Annotated in this window: 17 protein-coding genes and 1 pseudogene; 6 read left to right on the top strand and 12 right to left on the bottom strand. The window is 48.3% G+C overall.

Features of this window, described 5'->3' with window-relative positions; genetic code table 11:
- Positions 1–42: 42 nt before the first annotated feature.
- Positions 43–921, top strand: a complete 879-nt coding sequence (locus tag NDA06_RS09765; protein ID WP_190986272.1) for an IS982 family transposase — start codon at positions 43–45, stop codon at positions 919–921.
- On the opposite strand, the pseudogene NDA06_RS09770 reads toward NDA06_RS09765, so the two are convergent.
- The 4 genes and pseudogenes from NDA06_RS09770 to NDA06_RS09785 all read right to left on the bottom strand — a co-directional run.
- Positions 922–1,209: pseudogene (locus tag NDA06_RS09770) on the bottom strand (SDR family NAD(P)-dependent oxidoreductase); the annotation flags it as partial.
- 23 nt (positions 1,210–1,232) lie between these two features.
- The gene (locus NDA06_RS09775; RefSeq protein ID WP_190526917.1) at positions 1,233–2,327 is read right to left on the bottom strand and encodes an alpha/beta hydrolase; all 1,095 of its coding nucleotides are present in this window, start codon (positions 2,325–2,327) and stop codon (positions 1,233–1,235) included.
- 83 nt (positions 2,328–2,410) lie between these two features.
- Entirely contained in the window at positions 2,411–2,938 is a 528-nt protein-coding gene (locus NDA06_RS09780) for a cyclophilin-like fold protein (RefSeq protein WP_190986271.1), read from the bottom strand.
- Complete coding sequence (locus NDA06_RS09785; protein WP_190986270.1) at positions 2,938–3,441, bottom strand: cupin domain-containing protein; 504 nt, start codon at positions 3,439–3,441, stop codon at positions 2,938–2,940. The genes NDA06_RS09780 and NDA06_RS09785 overlap by 1 nt, the downstream gene beginning before the upstream one ends.
- 358 nt (positions 3,442–3,799) lie before the next feature.
- Between NDA06_RS09785 and NDA06_RS09790 the strand changes: the two genes are divergently transcribed.
- Both NDA06_RS09790 and NDA06_RS09795 read left to right on the top strand, forming a co-directional pair.
- A complete protein-coding gene (locus NDA06_RS09790; RefSeq protein ID WP_190986269.1) occupies positions 3,800–4,555 on the top strand; it encodes a TIGR02391 family protein in 756 nt (251 codons plus the stop codon).
- A 57-nt stretch (positions 4,556–4,612) separates the two neighbouring features.
- The gene (locus NDA06_RS09795; RefSeq protein WP_190986268.1) at positions 4,613–5,563 is read left to right on the top strand and encodes an AraC family transcriptional regulator; all 951 of its coding nucleotides are present in this window, start codon (positions 4,613–4,615) and stop codon (positions 5,561–5,563) included.
- A gap of 365 nt (positions 5,564–5,928) precedes the next feature.
- Here the strand turns inward: NDA06_RS09795 and NDA06_RS09800 are convergent, their stop codons facing one another.
- A complete protein-coding gene (locus NDA06_RS09800; protein ID WP_190986267.1) occupies positions 5,929–6,828 on the bottom strand; it encodes a class I SAM-dependent methyltransferase in 900 nt (299 codons plus the stop codon).
- Between the two features lie 8 nt (positions 6,829–6,836).
- Here NDA06_RS09800 and NDA06_RS09805 point away from each other — a divergent pair, with 8 nt between their 5' ends.
- Positions 6,837–7,046 (top strand): hypothetical protein, encoded by a 210-nt coding sequence (locus tag NDA06_RS09805; RefSeq protein ID WP_190666224.1) that lies wholly within the window; start codon positions 6,837–6,839, stop codon positions 7,044–7,046.
- On the opposite strand, the gene NDA06_RS09810 is transcribed toward NDA06_RS09805, so the two are convergent.
- Both NDA06_RS09810 and NDA06_RS09815 read right to left on the bottom strand, forming a co-directional pair.
- Positions 7,043–7,324, bottom strand: a complete 282-nt coding sequence (locus NDA06_RS09810) for a GUN4 domain-containing protein (RefSeq protein ID WP_190986266.1) — start codon at positions 7,322–7,324, stop codon at positions 7,043–7,045. The two genes, NDA06_RS09805 and NDA06_RS09810, sit on opposite strands and share 4 nt — an antisense overlap.
- Positions 7,325–7,566: 242 nt before the next feature.
- On the bottom strand, positions 7,567–7,788 hold the full coding sequence (locus NDA06_RS09815; RefSeq protein WP_190413812.1) for a helix-turn-helix transcriptional regulator: 222 nt from the start codon (positions 7,786–7,788) through the stop codon (positions 7,567–7,569).
- Positions 7,789–7,906: 118 nt separating this feature from the next.
- On the opposite strand from NDA06_RS09815, the gene NDA06_RS09820 reads away from it, so the two are divergent.
- Complete coding sequence (locus tag NDA06_RS09820) at positions 7,907–8,362, top strand: hypothetical protein (RefSeq protein WP_190426374.1); 456 nt, start codon at positions 7,907–7,909, stop codon at positions 8,360–8,362.
- A gap of 68 nt (positions 8,363–8,430) precedes the next feature.
- On the opposite strand, the gene NDA06_RS09825 is transcribed toward NDA06_RS09820, so the two are convergent.
- From NDA06_RS09825 to NDA06_RS09840, 4 genes are all read right to left on the bottom strand, one after another.
- A complete protein-coding gene (locus tag NDA06_RS09825) occupies positions 8,431–9,813 on the bottom strand; it encodes a serine/threonine-protein kinase (protein ID WP_190986265.1) in 1,383 nt (460 codons plus the stop codon).
- Between the two features lie 46 nt (positions 9,814–9,859).
- A complete protein-coding gene (locus NDA06_RS09830; protein ID WP_190666230.1) occupies positions 9,860–11,089 on the bottom strand; it encodes a DUF445 family protein in 1,230 nt (409 codons plus the stop codon).
- Positions 11,090–11,229: 140 nt separating this feature from the next.
- Complete coding sequence (gene ubiE, locus NDA06_RS09835) at positions 11,230–11,931, bottom strand: bifunctional demethylmenaquinone methyltransferase/2-methoxy-6-polyprenyl-1,4-benzoquinol methylase UbiE (protein WP_190986264.1); 702 nt, start codon at positions 11,929–11,931, stop codon at positions 11,230–11,232.
- 66 nt (positions 11,932–11,997) lie between these two features.
- A complete protein-coding gene (locus NDA06_RS09840) occupies positions 11,998–12,945 on the bottom strand; it encodes a response regulator (RefSeq protein ID WP_190986263.1) in 948 nt (315 codons plus the stop codon).
- A 244-nt stretch (positions 12,946–13,189) separates the two neighbouring features.
- Here NDA06_RS09840 and NDA06_RS09845 point away from each other — a divergent pair, with 244 nt between their 5' ends.
- Positions 13,190–14,290: a RuBisCO accumulation factor 1 gene (locus NDA06_RS09845; RefSeq protein ID WP_190526909.1), complete on the top strand. Its 1,101-nt coding sequence runs from the start codon at positions 13,190–13,192 to the stop codon at positions 14,288–14,290.
- Positions 14,291–14,460: 170 nt separating this feature from the next.
- Here NDA06_RS09845 and NDA06_RS09850 read toward each other — a convergent pair whose 3' ends face one another.
- Positions 14,461–16,281, bottom strand: a complete 1,821-nt coding sequence (locus NDA06_RS09850) for a glycosyltransferase family 39 protein (RefSeq protein ID WP_190986262.1) — start codon at positions 16,279–16,281, stop codon at positions 14,461–14,463.
- Between the last annotated feature and the right edge of the window lie 15 nt (positions 16,282–16,296).

Genomic DNA, 16,296 nt, shown 5'->3' on the forward strand with positions numbered 1-16,296 from the left:
TAAGCTAAAAGTCATCACACAACAGCTTTACAGGCTCGTCCCATGCTTAGTCTAGAAGAACTTTTTTGCTCTGTCGATGATTTCTGCCTTCTTTTTGAACCTTTGTGGCATAAACAACTGATGAGGGATGCACTCAAACATCGCCACCGCCATCGTCAACTGTGCCTGAGCGAAATTATGACCATCGAGATTGCATTTCATCAATCTCATTACCGGAATTTTAAAGCGTTTTACCAAGAGAAGGTACATGGACAGTGGAGTGCAGCCTTTCCCAAGTTGGTGAGTTATCAACGCTTTGTAGAATGGATGCCTTCCACCCTGATTCCTTTAAGTACCTATCTACACAGTTGTTTTGGTCAGTGTACAGGTGTGTCTGTAATGGACTCGACCAAGATTGCGGTCTGTCATAACCGACGAATCAAAAGCCACAAGGTGTTCAAGGATATCGGCAGGCGAGGTAAGACTTGTGTAGATTGGTTCTTCGGCTTTAAACTACATCTGGTTTGTAATGACCAAGGGGAACTGCTGAATATCGCTGTCACTGCTGGCAATATAGATGACCGTAAGCCTGTGCTGACTCTACTCAAAGGGTTGTCTGGTAAGGTGGTGGCTGACCGAGGGTATATATCGCAAAAGTTGTTTGAGCAGCTATTAACCCAGATGGGGATTCAACTGATTACTAAGCCGAAGCGCAATATGAACAATAAGCTGATGCCACTGATAGATAAGCTGCTTATCCGCAAACGCGACCTAATTGAGACAATTATCGACCAATTGAAAAACATCTCTCACATTGAGCATTCTAGGCATCGCAGTCCGGTCAATTTCTTGGTGAATTTGGTCTGTGGATTAATTGCCTATTGCCATCAGCCTAAGAAGCCCTCTCTCAATATCAATGCGTTTTTCCTCCCTTCGGCTTAACCCGAACTCAGGTTCGATAGTCTTATCCAGAGCCGCCTTCACGTCCTCGGCTCGCGTCACGTCGCACCTGATGGCGATTGCCTTCGGCAGCAGCGAAGCTCCCGCCCGCCCGTCGAGTTCCTCAATTATGCGGACTGTTTCTTGATTGCCTTGTTCTGAAATGTCAGCGACCACCACGTTAGCGCCCTCACGGGCAAATGCCAGCGCTGTCGCTCGACCGATGCCGTTCGCTGCTCCGGTGACAAAAGCCACCTTATCTGTGAAGTTTCCATTCGAGTTGAGTAGCACATATTCTCCTGCCAGTTTCTCGCTTACCGACTGAGGTGCTGATTGAAAAAGGACGCAAGCTTGTCCCACGGGATAAGGTTCACCCGGTCGTACAAATCGACGTGTCCCGCGTTCGGAACGATATAGAGATCCTTTGGCTCGGCTGCGCGTTTGTAGGCATCTTCGCTGAACTCCTTAGAATGTGCATTGTCACCCGTGATGAACAGCATGGGACGAGGCGAAATCGTTTCAATGTCATCGAACGGGTAAAAGTTCATGAATTTGACGTTGCTGGTAAGCGTCGGATGCGTTGTCAGTTTCGGCGACGAACTTTTGGGGGTGTATTCGCCCCTAGGAGTGCGGTAAAAGTCATAGAACTCACGCTCAATGGGGGTAGAGTTCTCATTGAGTTCATGCACGGTTCCGCTTGTGTATTTGGTCTCGCCGCCCGTGAACTCCGCATAGCGTTGCTGGGCCGCCTCTGCGATCCATTTCTTCCTTTGTTCCAGGGTCGTAGAATGCTTAAGCCCGTTGCGAGCGGCAGCACCCATGTCATACATACTGACCGTCGCAATAGCCTTCATGCGCGGGTCGATCTTGGCGGCGCTGATGACGAAGCTCCCGCTGCCGCAAATCCCGAGAACGCCAATCCGATCCCTGTCAACGAATGGTCGAGTGCCCAGAAAATCGACCGCAGCACTGAAATCCTCGGCATAAATATCCGGCGAAACAACGTTGCGAGGCTGCCCCTCACTCTCGCCCCAGAAAGACAAATCGAGGGACAAGGTGACGAATCCCTGCTCAGCCAGCTTTTGGGCATACAGATTTGCGCTCTGTTCTTTGACTGCGCCCATTGGGTGCCCGACAATGATTGCCGGATTCCTGGCGTTCTGATTCAAGGCTTTGGGGATGAAGAGAGTCCCAGCAACCTGTATGTTGTATTGGTTTTTGAATGTAACCTTCTGCATGGTCACCTTGTCGCTCTTATAGAAGTTGTCTACCCCCTCAACCACAGCGGACTGCTGCACGGGTGCTTGGGATATCTTCTTACGTGAGACGTGTGTTTTGTCGAGCGCAAATGCCGCCGTGGCACAGATTGCACTCATCAAGAGGGTTGGTATTAGAACGCGGTGTTTCATTGATTTGTTCGTATGTGTGGGTTTATTTAGCGGGTTCACTTTGGCTCAATAGCCGTCGCAAGCAGTTTCATTTCGTACCCTCTTTACTGCGATCGCAACTCGATCGTCACTTTTACAGAACCAGGCACATTCAATGCCTCGATGTCACCGTCAATTTTTCCGAGAATAATGAGTCCGTTTGAGTATCCAAAATCGTTGTAATACATCGCCAAATTCCCCCAGGGAGCGTAATAAGCAATATCTCCAACCGCAGGATCGCTGCCCGGAGGTGCATCTTCTGTGGATAATCGTCTTGGCAAATCACTAATTTTTTCGGTGTTTGCGTAATCTTTTAGCGTCAGTGTTAATGGCAGCAGGGAAATAAAATCCTGAGTGGTTTTGCTGTCAATCAACATGGCTGGTACAACCTTGTTTCCGATCTGGATGTTGATCTTCATCCTGTTTGTCTGCTCGGTTGATAGTTCAGTTGGTATCTCTGACGGGGCATTGCTGGTGATACTGTTATCGGCATGGCAGGCTGAGGAACTTAGGGACATTGCTAAAGCGAGAACCAAAATCAGCATTCGCTTCTGACCGTTTTTTCCTCTAGTGGGAAGCCATCTCGAAAGCATCAGGATCTCCCTTCGTACTGTTCGTCGCTGACCTGTTCCATCCAGTTCACAGGGGTGCCGTCAAGTTGTTCTTGAATCGCAGTATGGGTCATGGCTGTAGTTGCTGTGGCTCCGTGCCAGTGTTTTACGTTCGGTGGAATCCAGACAACATCACCGGGTCTAATCTCCTGAATTTGACCGCCCCATTGCTGAACCCAGCCAACTCCAGCCGTCACAATCAGGGTTTGCCCCAGGGGATGGGTATGCCATGCGGTTCGGGCACCAGGCTCGAAGGTGACACTCGCGCCAGATGCGCGTGATGGATCGTGTACTGGAAACAGGGGATTGATGCAGACAGAACCCGTGAAATATTCGGCTGCTCCTTCGGTGGAAGGCTGCGAACCGTTCCGCGTGATTTCTACGCTCTGTGGGCGATCGCCAGATGAGACTTGCGTATGCCCTGCCTGCGCGAACCCCAAAGCCAATAAGGAAAATGCCATGACAGGTATCGTGAGCCGTTTCATTTCTGTTCCTCCAATTTGTGCTTTGTCATGCAAAGCTTTCCCACAGCGACCAATGCCTGCCGTGGATTTGATGATGCTTCTCGTGCGATCGCGAGAAGCGCTTGATTAAATAAACTTGAGTATTCTCTTGAAGAAAAATCCAGACGCTTACAAGAAGCCGGAATCACGTTTCATTCCTTTAACTTCATTCTATGAATCCTGAAAGGCAAGCAATAAAACGATCGTCTAGGATGGTTATACAATCCTGCAAACTTGCACCGATTTCGATTCAAGCCACGCTAGATTCTTATACAGGGCTGGTTCATAGTGTCTCTATTCCTGCCTTTGCTTAATTTTTTCTGTCGTGATTCTTCTACAGATGTATAACCTGACAAATCAGCAAAAAGACCTTGTCCGATGGCTCGTTCAAAAAATTCAAGAAGGAAAATTGAATGAGGAATTCGGAATTATGTGGGTTCCTACCTTTGATGCACCATCGCTTGAAGCTGTAATGCTTGATTTTAAAGGAACTGACGAAGAGTTATCTGAAATTTCAATTACTCAAGGCGCATTAAATGTTCTGGCAGAAAATAAACTCATCCATTGCGATATCGTTTACAAAATAGATAAGTCAGGAAGACAGAATGAGACTGCACGTAAATGTACTGTAATGGGCAAAGCGTACGAGGCTATAGACGCAGACTTTAGCGCCCCCGACACATCTTTCATTACTCACTTAACTCCTTTAGCAGACATCAGTAACTTTGATGAGCAATTAAAAAAGCGGTGTTTACCAATTTTAGGTGCAGGAAGCTCAGATTCCATGCTGTGGGATTCCGCTGTAAGGACAGCAGGTGTCATCCTAGAAGAGCGATTGCGTGATGTCGGTTCCATCTCCGATCCAAATTGCACTGGCTCTGCCCTAGTGAACAACGTATTTAGTGACAAAGGAACGTTAGCCTCGAAGTTCACAGTTGCTTCAGAACGACAGGGCTACCGAGATTTATACGCTGGCATCGTTGGGACTTTTCGTAACCCGTCTGCTCATCGCTTAGTTGATCCATCTCCAGAAGAGGGAGGAGCTTTTATAGTGTTCGTTAACCTCCTACTCAGCAAACTTGAAGCACTCAGATGAAATTTGATTTGTGCGGTTTCCTGTCAATGTTTTACAATTCAAACCTCTGTTTTCAATATGTATTTAACTAACACCCCACAGGCAAAGCGCGAGGCAGACAGAGCGCAAGCCAACCGAGAGGAACTAACGGAGCGAATTGCCCAAGCGATTCGTCAAGATGGAGCGATCGAGCTGCTGAAAGGATTGCACTTCTATCGCACCTCGTCTCCTTCGGAATGCTTTCATAGTGTCTCTATTCCTGCCTTTTGTGCGATCGCTCAGGGCAGTAAAGAAGTCCTTCTAGGCAGCGATCGCTATCAGTACGACCCAATGCACTATCTGCTGGGGACGGTCGAACTGCCGATTGCCAGCCAAATTCTAGAAGCAACTCAGGAAAAACCGTACCTAGGTCTTCGTCTCGATCTCGACCCTACCCTCGTTGGCTCAGCTATGGTTGAGGCAGGCTATCCCTCAGCGCAACGGGGTGCTAGTGTAAAAGCGATCGACGTGAGTCCGTTGGATGCAGACCTGTTGGATGCTGTGGTGCGGCTTGTCAGGCTTCTCGATTCTCCTGCCGAAACCCATGTGCTTGCACCCCTGATTAAACGGGAAATTATCTACCGACTCCTAATGGGAACGCAAGGAAATCGGCTGCGTCAGATTGCCGTTTTAGGTGGCTACACTCACCACATCGCTAGAGCTGTCGATCGACTTCGCAAAGACTTTAACCAGCCGCTTCGGATTGAAAGCATCGCACGCGATCTAGGAATGAGTGTCTCAGGCTTCCACCATCACTTCAAGTCAGTCACTGCTATGAGTCCTTTACAGTTTCAGAAGCAACTACGGCTTCAAGAGGCTCGCCGTCTGATGCTGGGGCAAAACCTTGACGCTAACAGTGCTGCCTACCATGTGGGATATGATGACGCCTCGCACTTCAACCGGGAATACAAGCGGCTCTTTGGTGCACCACCGATGCGTGATGTGGAGCGGCTGCGAGAAACTGCCAGGGAGACTGCTGGTTCAATATGACCTCTTCAAGACTCCTAATCTTGCCAGAAGTCGCTAAAAAGTTTCTACGGGATAGATGTTCTAATTCGTTATAGGGCATTTTAACTCCCTCTTGCCGTCCTTCTTCCTAAGGTTTTCCCGATTCTCCTTTACCTTGACTCTAACTGGCACATTGCTTTCCTATTCATGCAGGAGGTCTAAGGATGACACCCTACAGACAATGTTCCGGTACGCGCCCACCGAGAAATGAAGTAGGCTAACTATCATTTCGTTAGACTGATACAATTTGTCTAACTCTTCTAGTTCGGGCAATCATCGCTCTTTTGTTGCTCGCGTTAGAGTAAAATTTAAAACTCTTGCATCAAAGGAATTTGACCAATTTAGTATTAGCGTCGGGCTGACCAGTTGCGTCTATCTACTTTGGCACCACCTAATATATCCACGCTTCCAATAATGGTGTTGTCAGAAATGCGCCCATTAAACTGCATGGTTACTAGCTTCCCTTGCTTCGGCTGTGTAACTTTAAAACTAAGTTGGTCGCCTGTTAATTTCGCCTGAGTAATCGGCATTTCCTCATTGCTCATTCTCACCGTTCCTGTAACTTCTTGGAACTGTTGACGTAATTGCAGCGTGTAGGGGTTTTTGCTGCCAACGGATTGCATATTCCATTGCCAGGTTCCTGTTACCTGTGCTGGAATCACCCAATAGAAAACTCTATGAATGCGAGAACCGACCCGCAATACTTCAGTCCGATCGGGTTTCCATTCCTTCATGTCAAACTGGTGAGACACAACGGGCGTTCCCGGTTTGAGTTCGCGCAGCAGTTTTGGTCGCAGTTGGACGTTAACTTTAGGCAGCAGGTAAAGCGTCACCACGGTAGCCTCGCTGAGGTCAGTTTGGAACAAATCTTGCTCGACAAACTTCACGCGATCGCTCACACTGGCTAATCTAGCTTTTTCGTTACTTTCCTCAATTAGTCGGGGGTTAATCTCGAAACCGACACCCTTCGCGCCAAATTCCTTCGCGGCTGCGATAACCAGCCTGCCATCGCCAGAACCTAAATCGTAGACGACATCATCTTGAGTGACGTCAGCCATCTTTAGCATTGCTGTCACCACCTCGTTAGGTGTTGGCACATAAGGCACATCAGTCTGCGATCGCACCCCCTCCGGCAAGGGTGGAGGTTGAGCTTGGGAGACGGGTAGCGATCGCCCTTCCTGCCAGATGAAGAGGCTGCTAACACCCGCACACAACACCAAAAAGCCAAGGATTCGCTTCAAACGCATAGCAACTGATGACCTTAGTGAATGTGACACTTCTCCTTATCTTGCCAGAAGCGATCGCTTGTGAACACTTGGATTTAGAGAGAGCGATCGCTTGTCATTGCATGCCTTTGCTAAGTCTTATCAAAGCGCTGGAAATTACTTTTTGCTACAACTTGCAAGTCTCGACGCGAGATAAGACATTTCCACAATTAAAAATGAAGAATCCACGTCGCCCCTAAGAGAAATTAAGCGATCGCATCCAAGGAAGATGTCCTGCTGGTGCATCCAAGCTGAAGGTAAGTTCATCATATTCGCACCAACCTTGTTCAAACCATCCCAAGCGATCGCCAAAACTTTGCCAAGTTTTATCGCCAGCGTGCAGCTTACCACCGACACTCTGCCAGATACTCTTTTGTACGCTATAACCAAAATGCCCGTTGCTGTATCTTAACCATAGTTTTTCGATAGTACAAAAGTCTGGATCGGGAATCTTTTTAATCGCTTCTATATCTAGCAAACCTTCTTTTTCGATTGGTTATTTTAAGTACAACAGCCGCAGTTTCTTTATCAGCTTCTTTCCATTTCCATCTGCTAGTCAATCTTGCAGTCTGCTGTAGTCCATTCCTACTGCTGAAATTAATTTCAACGCCCCAAACCATCGATTGCAATGTTGAAACGCTTGGGTTCATTTTGGCACAGTACCAAGAAATGTCCCCACAGCGAGATCGCTCACTTAAACTTTATTGAATGTTACGCCGCTTATTCTTGCACCACTTCCAACAAATCTTCAATTAACACGTCAAAGGTTCGCGCTAATTTTCTTAAAGCAGCTAAGTCCGCCATCACCATTCCCGGCGACACTGCATAAGTTTTGATGGTGCTGTAGGAGACTCCGGAACGTTCGGAAACCTCCTTCAGCGTCCAGCCTTCCTTGGCGGCAAACTCCCTAATCCGCAACTTTATTAACTCTGTTCTTGACATAGAGTTTAAATTTCGACTAAAATATTTTATCCAGTAAAAAGCGATCGCCCTTTGGCGTCGGAAACTGAAGAGCGATCGCTAATTCCACAAAAACTCCATGATATTGGAGTTAATTATTATGATATCAAGCTCACAGCCTGAAGCAAGGGTTGTTCATCAATTAGCTCGGTTTGTGACGAAAGAAGCGATCGCGCTTTTGCTTAACCTCAACCCCGAACAGATATATCGGATCGATTGCTGGCAATATGTCATCCACGTTGTTGGCAAAGGCGTGAGTACGTTTGTCAGCTATGCGGATCTGCCACCCATTTTAGGCGCAGAGACACCCACTACCAAAGATTTCCTCAGATGGCGCAAGCGTTGGAGAAAGCATCAATATAAAGCCCCCGGCTTTTGGGTGAAATTTTACGAGCAGAAACTAAACACAGCCCCTTCCTTGGCAGAAATGTACAGATGGGGGGAATTGCTGAGCGTCATTAAATCTGTGCTGTCAGAGGCTCAATTGCGGAGGTTGCGGAGTCTCTATGCTCAGAAAAAACAAGCAATGGAAAATTTTCAAATTCAACTTGTTTAAGAATTAATTTCCAGAAATCTTGCGAACCAGCTGCTTCAAAACAAAGCGATCGCTCTTTGTTTATCGGCTTACAAATCGGGACGCGCCAGCAGCGACTCGCCAACCGTTACAAAACAACCCCAAACACCCCCCGAACCCCCGACTCGCCACCCAGGAAGATGTCCGGGGAGAGCATCGGAAGTGAAATTGAGGTCATTCCACCACAACCAAGTTTCGTTGACGCGCCAACCCACGCGATCGCCAAACGTGACAAAATCTTTCCCACACTCGTTGTAAACCCGCTTCTGGACGCTCAAGCCAAAGCGTCCGTTGCTATAGTTTACCCAGAGAGTGTCGATGGTGCGTAAATCTTGCCCTGGAAACGATTCAATGTGTTCGTAATCCAGCCATTCTTCGTCCCGACGGGCTACCTTCAGCATAATCGCCGCCGTTTCCATATCGGCTTCTCTCCACTTCCCTGCTGCTAATAAATCCCGCAATTGACGGTAATTTTCCCCCACCTCCGGACTCAGCTTATTGTGGGAAGCGTCTGAAGAGACAAACATTGTCGTGGGAAGCGTGGTGTCAGACGTAGTAATGACTGATTCAACGTTTCGGATGGGTAACGTCGCCCCATCTTGATTCAGACTGCTGAAATTAAATAAATCCAACCAAGCTTGCACTGAAGCAGGACGATTCTCTGGTTCAAACTCCATTCCCAGGAGAATTGCCAGCTCAACGCGATCGCTAATACTAGAATTAATTTGTCTCGGTGCCTCTAAGGGAACTTTCGCCGCCCTGGCAAAAGCCGGAGTCGGGCGCTTTCCCGTGAGTAAATAATACAGAGTTGCAGCGAGGGCGTAGACATCCGTATACTCGCCTCGCCTCGCTTCCTCAGCATATTGCTCAATCGGTGCAAAACCGTGGGTTAAAGCTTGAGTATGAGCTTGGGTAGTATCCCGGATAAACTCCCGTGCAATCCCAAAATCAATCAAAACTGCCTCTAATTTCCCAGAACGCAGCATGATGTTGTGCGGCTTTACATCCCGATGCAGCAACCCTTTATCGTGAACGACGGTAAGCGCTTCACCAATCTGCTGAATGTAGCGCAGTGCTTCTATTTCCGACAGCAGTCCCCACCTGTTCACCCACTTCCATAAATCTTCCCCTTCCACATATTCCATCGCCATACAGGGAAGCGAACCTTCCTGAAAAGCGTTGTCAATCTGCACGATATGCGGATGACGACATAAGGCTAAGCGTAGCGCCTCATCTCGGAAATCCCGCTGAAATTTATCCCGGAAAGAAGCGAGTTCTGGGTTGTTGAGGACATCGTCCTTCAGCGTCTTGATGACAACTTGATTGCCTTTTCTGTCTTTAGCAAGATAGGTAATCCCAACACCACCCTGACCCAGCGGTCTTTCGATGATATAGCGATCGCCGTATAACCTCTGCCCCGCTGCCCAAGCCATAGCTTACCAACGACTCCGAAACGAACCGTGTTAATTTTTGCACAGCTTAACGCAGCAACAGCAAAACCCCCTGTAACAAACCCACGACAAACCCTAAAATGCCCCCTAAATTAACAATTGCTTGCAACTCACTTTTGACGATGCCTTGAATTGCCATTTCTAATTCCGCCGCCGATGTTCCCTTGACTCGGTCAATAATCACCTGATCGATCGACAAAATCGGAATTACTTGAGCGACAATTTTTTCCAGATCCCGCTCCAAATAGCGCTCTAAAATTAAAGCCAATTCTTTGCTAACCACTTCTAAGGAAGCGTTGACAGCAGGCGATGTTCGCAGCCGACCCAGGATTAACTTAGCAATATTTTCCCAGTCCACAGAGTCACTCAATCCCTGCAACAAATCAGCGCCCCGCTCTTGAATATAACTGCGGACGCTGTCGCGCATCGTTTTCCGCAACTGGCGCACCGTCGAAACCGGCAAATTTTGTAAAGAGAGATTTTGCAGCCATTCCTGCAAACGTTCTCGAATTCCCAAAGAGAGAATCAACTCTGTTATCCGCTGATTTGTTTCCTCTTTTTCATCCAGGCAAAACGTCCGCAGGCGCGTCAGAGTGTTGCGAAGACCAAACAAATTCGCCACTACCCAGTAAGTGCCACTCGTCTTTGCCCGAAAGCCTTCATCAATGACTTGAATATTGCGGTCAGTCAGGAAATCTATCAAAGCTTGCCGCACAATATCTGGCGGTAGCACCACTTGCAATATCCAGTCAGAAAGCTTCTTTGCCTGATCGTCACTCAGCTGAAATTCCAGCAAAACCTTATCAAAAATTTGATTAAGTTGGATTTCCAGAAAATCCTCGCGGCGGGCTAAAACTTTCAGCAGGCGAGGAAACGATTCACCCAGCAAATCCCGCAGAATTCCCGCCATAATTTTAGCGGTTTTCTGCTCGGCATCGGGTTTGACCTGCTCTAGCGCTAGCCGGAGTAACCAAAGAATTGCTCCCTGCACCCGTTCTGTATGCAGCAGCCGTCGTGCCAGATTTTGCAATTCTTCTGGCGTCAGCAGAGAACCCATGATGGTGTCAGAAACCCGGTTGGCTAGGCGTTCCTGATTTCGGGGAATTAATCCAGGCGTGAAAGGGACGCGCCGCCCACCGATGTAAAGAGTCCGATAGGGGCGGAATAACATTTTAATGGCGATATCGTTGGTGAAATAGCCAATAATTGCACCAACAATCGGGGGGCTGACGTAAAGCCAGAGGTTAGACCAATTCAAGGCGGCGATCCAATTAGGCAGGGGTTACGTTTTAAGGGAAGTTATGAATGTTGAATGTTGAGTGTTGAGTTAGGGTCAATTCATAACTGATAATTCAACACTGATTACTCAAAACTCATCTGCTACCCCCTACTACCATCTTAGGCTTTGGTTACTACCAATACGCCCATGACCCCACCCGCAATCTGATAGTGGGTCGCGGCGGTAAATCCCGCTTTTCCGGCTAAATCCACTTGTTCGCTGCCCGTGGGAAATTTATCTAAGCTAGGGCTAATGTAGGCATATTCTTCAGTCAATCCCATGTCTTTGGCGGTTGGGACGACGATGGTATCGAGATACCACTGCTGAAAGCTTCGCATTAAACGATTGCTGGGACGATGGAAGTCTAGGATAGCGGCTTTAGCACCCGGCTTGAGGACGCGGTGCAATTCTTCCAGACATCGAGGAATATTGGTGACGTTGCGAAGTCCGTAACCCATTGTGGCGCAGTCGAAATGGTTGTCGGGGAAGGGGAGATTCAGGGCATCGCCTTCTATCCAGGTGATAGGGCACTCCTTTTGGGTATCCCTATTTTCGCACCGCTCTCTGGCGATCGCTAATTGCGCCGGTGAAAAATCTACCCCAAATACTTGACCCTTCTCTCCCACCTGTCGCGCCAGTAGCTGGGCGATGTCACCACTCCCACAGCAGACATCTAAGCAAATATCTCCCCGACTTGCATGACTCCACTTCACCGTCATCAGCTTCCATACGCGGTGCTGTCCCAGACTTAAGCGATCGTTAAGCTCGTCGTAAACGGGTGCAATGCGGTCAAAGATGGCTTGAATATGCTCAGAGGTCATGATGTTTCAGTTGCTAACAGGTAAGGGCTAATGGCTAATTAGGAAATTACCATTAGCCCTTAACGATTACTGATGAGTGCGGGTCGTGGTTAGAACCAGAGCAATCTGCTGGGCGGATAAGTGAATGAATTTCAACTCATCTTCGCGTAGTTTACAGGGTCGTTTCCACTGGAGGGATAGCAACGCTAGCACGTCGCTCCGATAGATGATCGGGATCGCTAGATGCGCCTGGAGACCGGAAGCTTGGTATTGTTCGATACTTGCTGGAGGAGTCGTTCCCGGAGTATTTACCCAAACCTGAAGTTTTCGAGAGGCGATCGCATCTTGTGCCAGAGGGTCTTTTTCCAGCCAGTTTTCCGTGTCGCCTACGGCACTATAGGTTCCTTTTGCCGCTGCCAGCTGATTGCCTTCTACCTGCTGCAAAATACAGCCATCTGCTGCGAAATTTCTGCCAAAGGCACTGGCGATGGGTTCCAGCGTTGCTTCCACATTGGGAGACTCCTGAGCCACTTGCACAATCGTTGCCAGCAGTGCCGTTTGTGCTTGAGCGCGATGCAGTTCCTCCGTGCGTTGCTTTAGCAATTCATAGGTATCTGCTGCCCGCTGGACTACCGCCTTTAATTCGTTGGGGTCCCAAGGCTTGGTAATGTACTTGTAGACTTGTCCAGAATTAATCGCTTCTACCAAATCTTCCACATCGGTAAAACCCGTGAGGATGATTCGTACCGTATCCGGGAACTTGGGCACGGTTCTGCTCAAAAATTCCGTTCCCTTCATTTCTGGCATCCGCTGATCGGAGATAATCACGGCTACTTCCCCTTCTGTCGCCAGCACTTCCAGGGCGTGAATACCGCTTTCGGCTCTCAGCACATTGAAATCTCGTCGAAAAGTGCGGTAGAGCAAGTCTAAATTATCTGGCTCATCGTCTACCACCAACATTTTGGGCTTCTTGGGGCGTTCTAGGCTCATTAACTGACGGCTGATACTATCAAGCTCTGGAATAGCATTGTCCATAACGATACAACAAACTCTTGGTCAACTTGTTAAGGCAAATTCAGATACACAAAACATCTATCTTAAGACCGATTGTTTAGTAGTGCTTTCAGGACAAATGACATAACTAGGAATTCCTGGTTTGCGTCAAACAGACCGGACATCAAACTAAACTTGCCATGTAAATTTATTCGTGACCCGAACGCGATACATTTAAAAACGTTCCTGGTCGCTTGATAGCGATGAAAAGCTTTTTGAGGTCATTATGACTGAAACACCTTCCGCAGACACTCCCGATCGTAGCCTTCAACCAGAGTCAGCGAACGTGAATGCTGAAGATTTGCTGTTCTTGCTCCGACGTAAAGAAGGAACCTGGGTTGACTGGGGACACGCCTGTGCCAAATTGCAAAAAGCTGGTTACAGTACCCAAGCGATTTTTGAGGCAACCGGCTTTGAGCCGATACATCAGAATCAAGTAATTGTAGGCTCACAGGTCTATACGTCGTTAGTGAATGGTGGGGCAGTTGAAGAAGTGCGATCGCACTATTCTCGCACTGGCAGTGATATTTTATACGAATTGCGGATTCTGACTGAGCCGGAACGGGTCGCCGCGGCAGACTTTATCCGATCCAGAAACCTCGACGCCGATGTTGCCCGTGAAGTCGCCAAAGATGTGAAAGAATTGTCCCGGATGCGGACTCTACCGCAGGGGTTTACCGACCATCCTGGAGACGCGGTTGCTTATCAGTATTGGAGACGGGCAAAACAATTAAGTAATTTGCAAGAGCGATCGCGTTTTATTGCACGCGGCTTAATGTTTGCCCACAGCCAAACTGCCCGAAATCAAATCGAACAGCTGCTAACCGAAGGAATTGCCGGTGCTGCCCCTCGTCGTGCCCCCTCTTTGCCCCTGTACCGACTGGATGAGGACGAACAACTCCCTCGCACGATACCCGTCGCCGGTGCCTTGCCCTTGACACCCGCAGACTTGCAATTGGTTCCCCCAGTAGAACAGATTGAGCCGTTCCGGTTAGTGCAAACTTCTTGGAGTGGATCTTGGGTGTCTCTACCCGGTTGGCAAGTCGTCTTGAACGCACAAGACCCGGTCGTCATTCTCTGCAACAGCAGCCAGTTGCCCAGCCAACATACCAACAAACCGGAAGGAATTCTAGTTCTCATCGATCGATCTCGACAAGAATGGAATGACAGCAGCTATTTTATCGTTGACCAGTCAGGAGAGCTGCAACTTCACTGGTTCCCCGATGCTCCTACTGTGCCCATTTTGGGACAAATCCTCCTGGTGTTGCGTCCGAAGAAAATTGTCGATGAAGACATGACTAAGGATTTATGGCAGATCGAAGAATAGTTGATGGGAGTTATGAGTTTTGAGTTTTGAGTTACAAGAGAATTTTTCATTCCAGGACTTATGCAAAAACTCTCTCACACTCTTATTTCTTCGTGTCTTAAGCGAAGATGGTTCATTTTTCCGTTCCTGGTGCGTAAGTCCTAAATTCAAAACTCAAAACTCAAAACTGGCTAACGACATCGATATAGCTGATAAGGAACCCCGATTCGGTAGTGCTGAGTAGAGTCAATCGTACAACTCGTTGGCTCGGCAAGTGCCAAAGACTGGGGATAATCGACCCGCTTGAGTCCAGGGGCAACCACCCACAAATTCAGTGGCGATTTCAAAGGAGTTTGGATGGCAGAGAGATTTTGCCAAAGGGCATCATAACTAGGTTTCGCGTTTAAGAAAGCAAAGTAGGCTTTTTCGCCCTCCGGCTCAAAATCACCGACGCGGGGTGCCCGGATTTTATCGACAGCAAGGGCAAAGCTTAACCCCAAAGCGACATCCTGGGAATCGTTGTATCCCACCACAACCATTAGAGGAATGGTCGGTTCTAAGTTCATGTGGTGGGAGACTTGCAGGGGGTTAAAGGGCTTTAAGAATGCCAGGTTAAAAACGACAAAAACGCTGCTGAGAAGGCAAACTAGCAGTACAGCTGAGGACTGAGGACTCAGGAGTAAGTATGGATCTTGGCTTTGGTGCTGAGTTCGTGCATTTCCATCAAAATTTTCTTGGGCATCTTCAGTGGGCAATTCTTTTGCCGCAGTCCCGATGGTGAGGATAGCTCCCAAAAGGGCGCACAAAGCTGGGTAATAGACAAAGTGATAGCGAGGGGCAATGGTGATGTCTTTGTCCAGCAGGTAGACAATGGCTAAGAATTGCAGCAGCACGCAAAAAGTGAAACTACCCAAGGCGAAAATTGCTGAGGAATAGAGGGTTTTAAAGCGACTTGGATTTACCTGCGTGTGCCCTCCAGAGGCGGTTAATTGCCTCTTTCCCTTAAAAAAATTATAAATTTGCCTTCCCAGCCAACAGCCAAACAGAAGCATCAGCAGCCCCGATGGAATCGCAATCCATAAAGGCTGACTTTCTACGGGTAGGGCGATCGCCATCAGCAGCCAACCGACCAAAGTTTGGTATAAGGGCGCAACGTTATGGGGAGACGGAAGCCAACTGGTTTCCGAACGTCCAGAATGTCCCAGTAGTACCGGCAACCAAGGCAGAAAACTGAGTACAATCCCCAAAATTGTCAGACTAAGCCCAACCCAGGTGTGAATTTTAAGCGATCGCCGCCGCCAGTAAAATATCGTCAGGAGCGTCACCAGCTGCGCCACGAAAGCCAAGACAAAAAAGTAGTGGACGTAGAAGGCAATACTGTTGACAACTCCCCAGCCAAGCCAAACGCGCCATCGCGTCTGCCGATTTTTTTCCAGGTCTTGCTGAATTTGAATGAATCCTACCAGTGCCAAGGTAATCAACAGCACCGGAAGGGTGTAGTGCCGTGCTTCTTGGGAGAGGTAGACGCCAAAAGGGGAAACCGCCATGATTGCGGCGGTCATCAAACCGACAGCGGGGAAGAAGGCGATGCGACCCAGCCAGTAAATTGCCGCGATCGCGCCGACTCCGAAAATCACAGGGAGCGATCGCAAGTCAGTGCTAAGAAGTAGGGGGACGGTAGCGCCGTGTCCGTACTCATGGCTGAGTATTTTTAGCCAGCCGTGCATCAGGCAAAAAAATAGGGGAGGATGGGTAGACTGAGTTGCCAGTGTATGAGCAATTTCAGCACAGCTAACCTCTGGCTTCAGGGTAAAAATTTGCTTTAAGGTTGATAGAGGAAAAACCACGTTGAGCGGGACATCATTGTAAGTCCGTCCCAAACTAAATAACCCTGTAATCACCTCATCTAGCCACAGCGGTTTCAGGTCAAGATGCCAAAACCGCAAAGCAGCGCCCAAGACAATTACCCCAGCTAGCGCTAAATAATGTAGAAAGAACTTTAGGCGATTCATGTTTTTCTGTTGTTA

It is taken from the genome of Trichocoleus sp. ST-U1, from assembly GCF_039961835.1.
Classification (GTDB): Bacteria; Cyanobacteriota; Cyanobacteriia; order Cyanobacteriales; family FACHB-T130; genus FACHB-T130.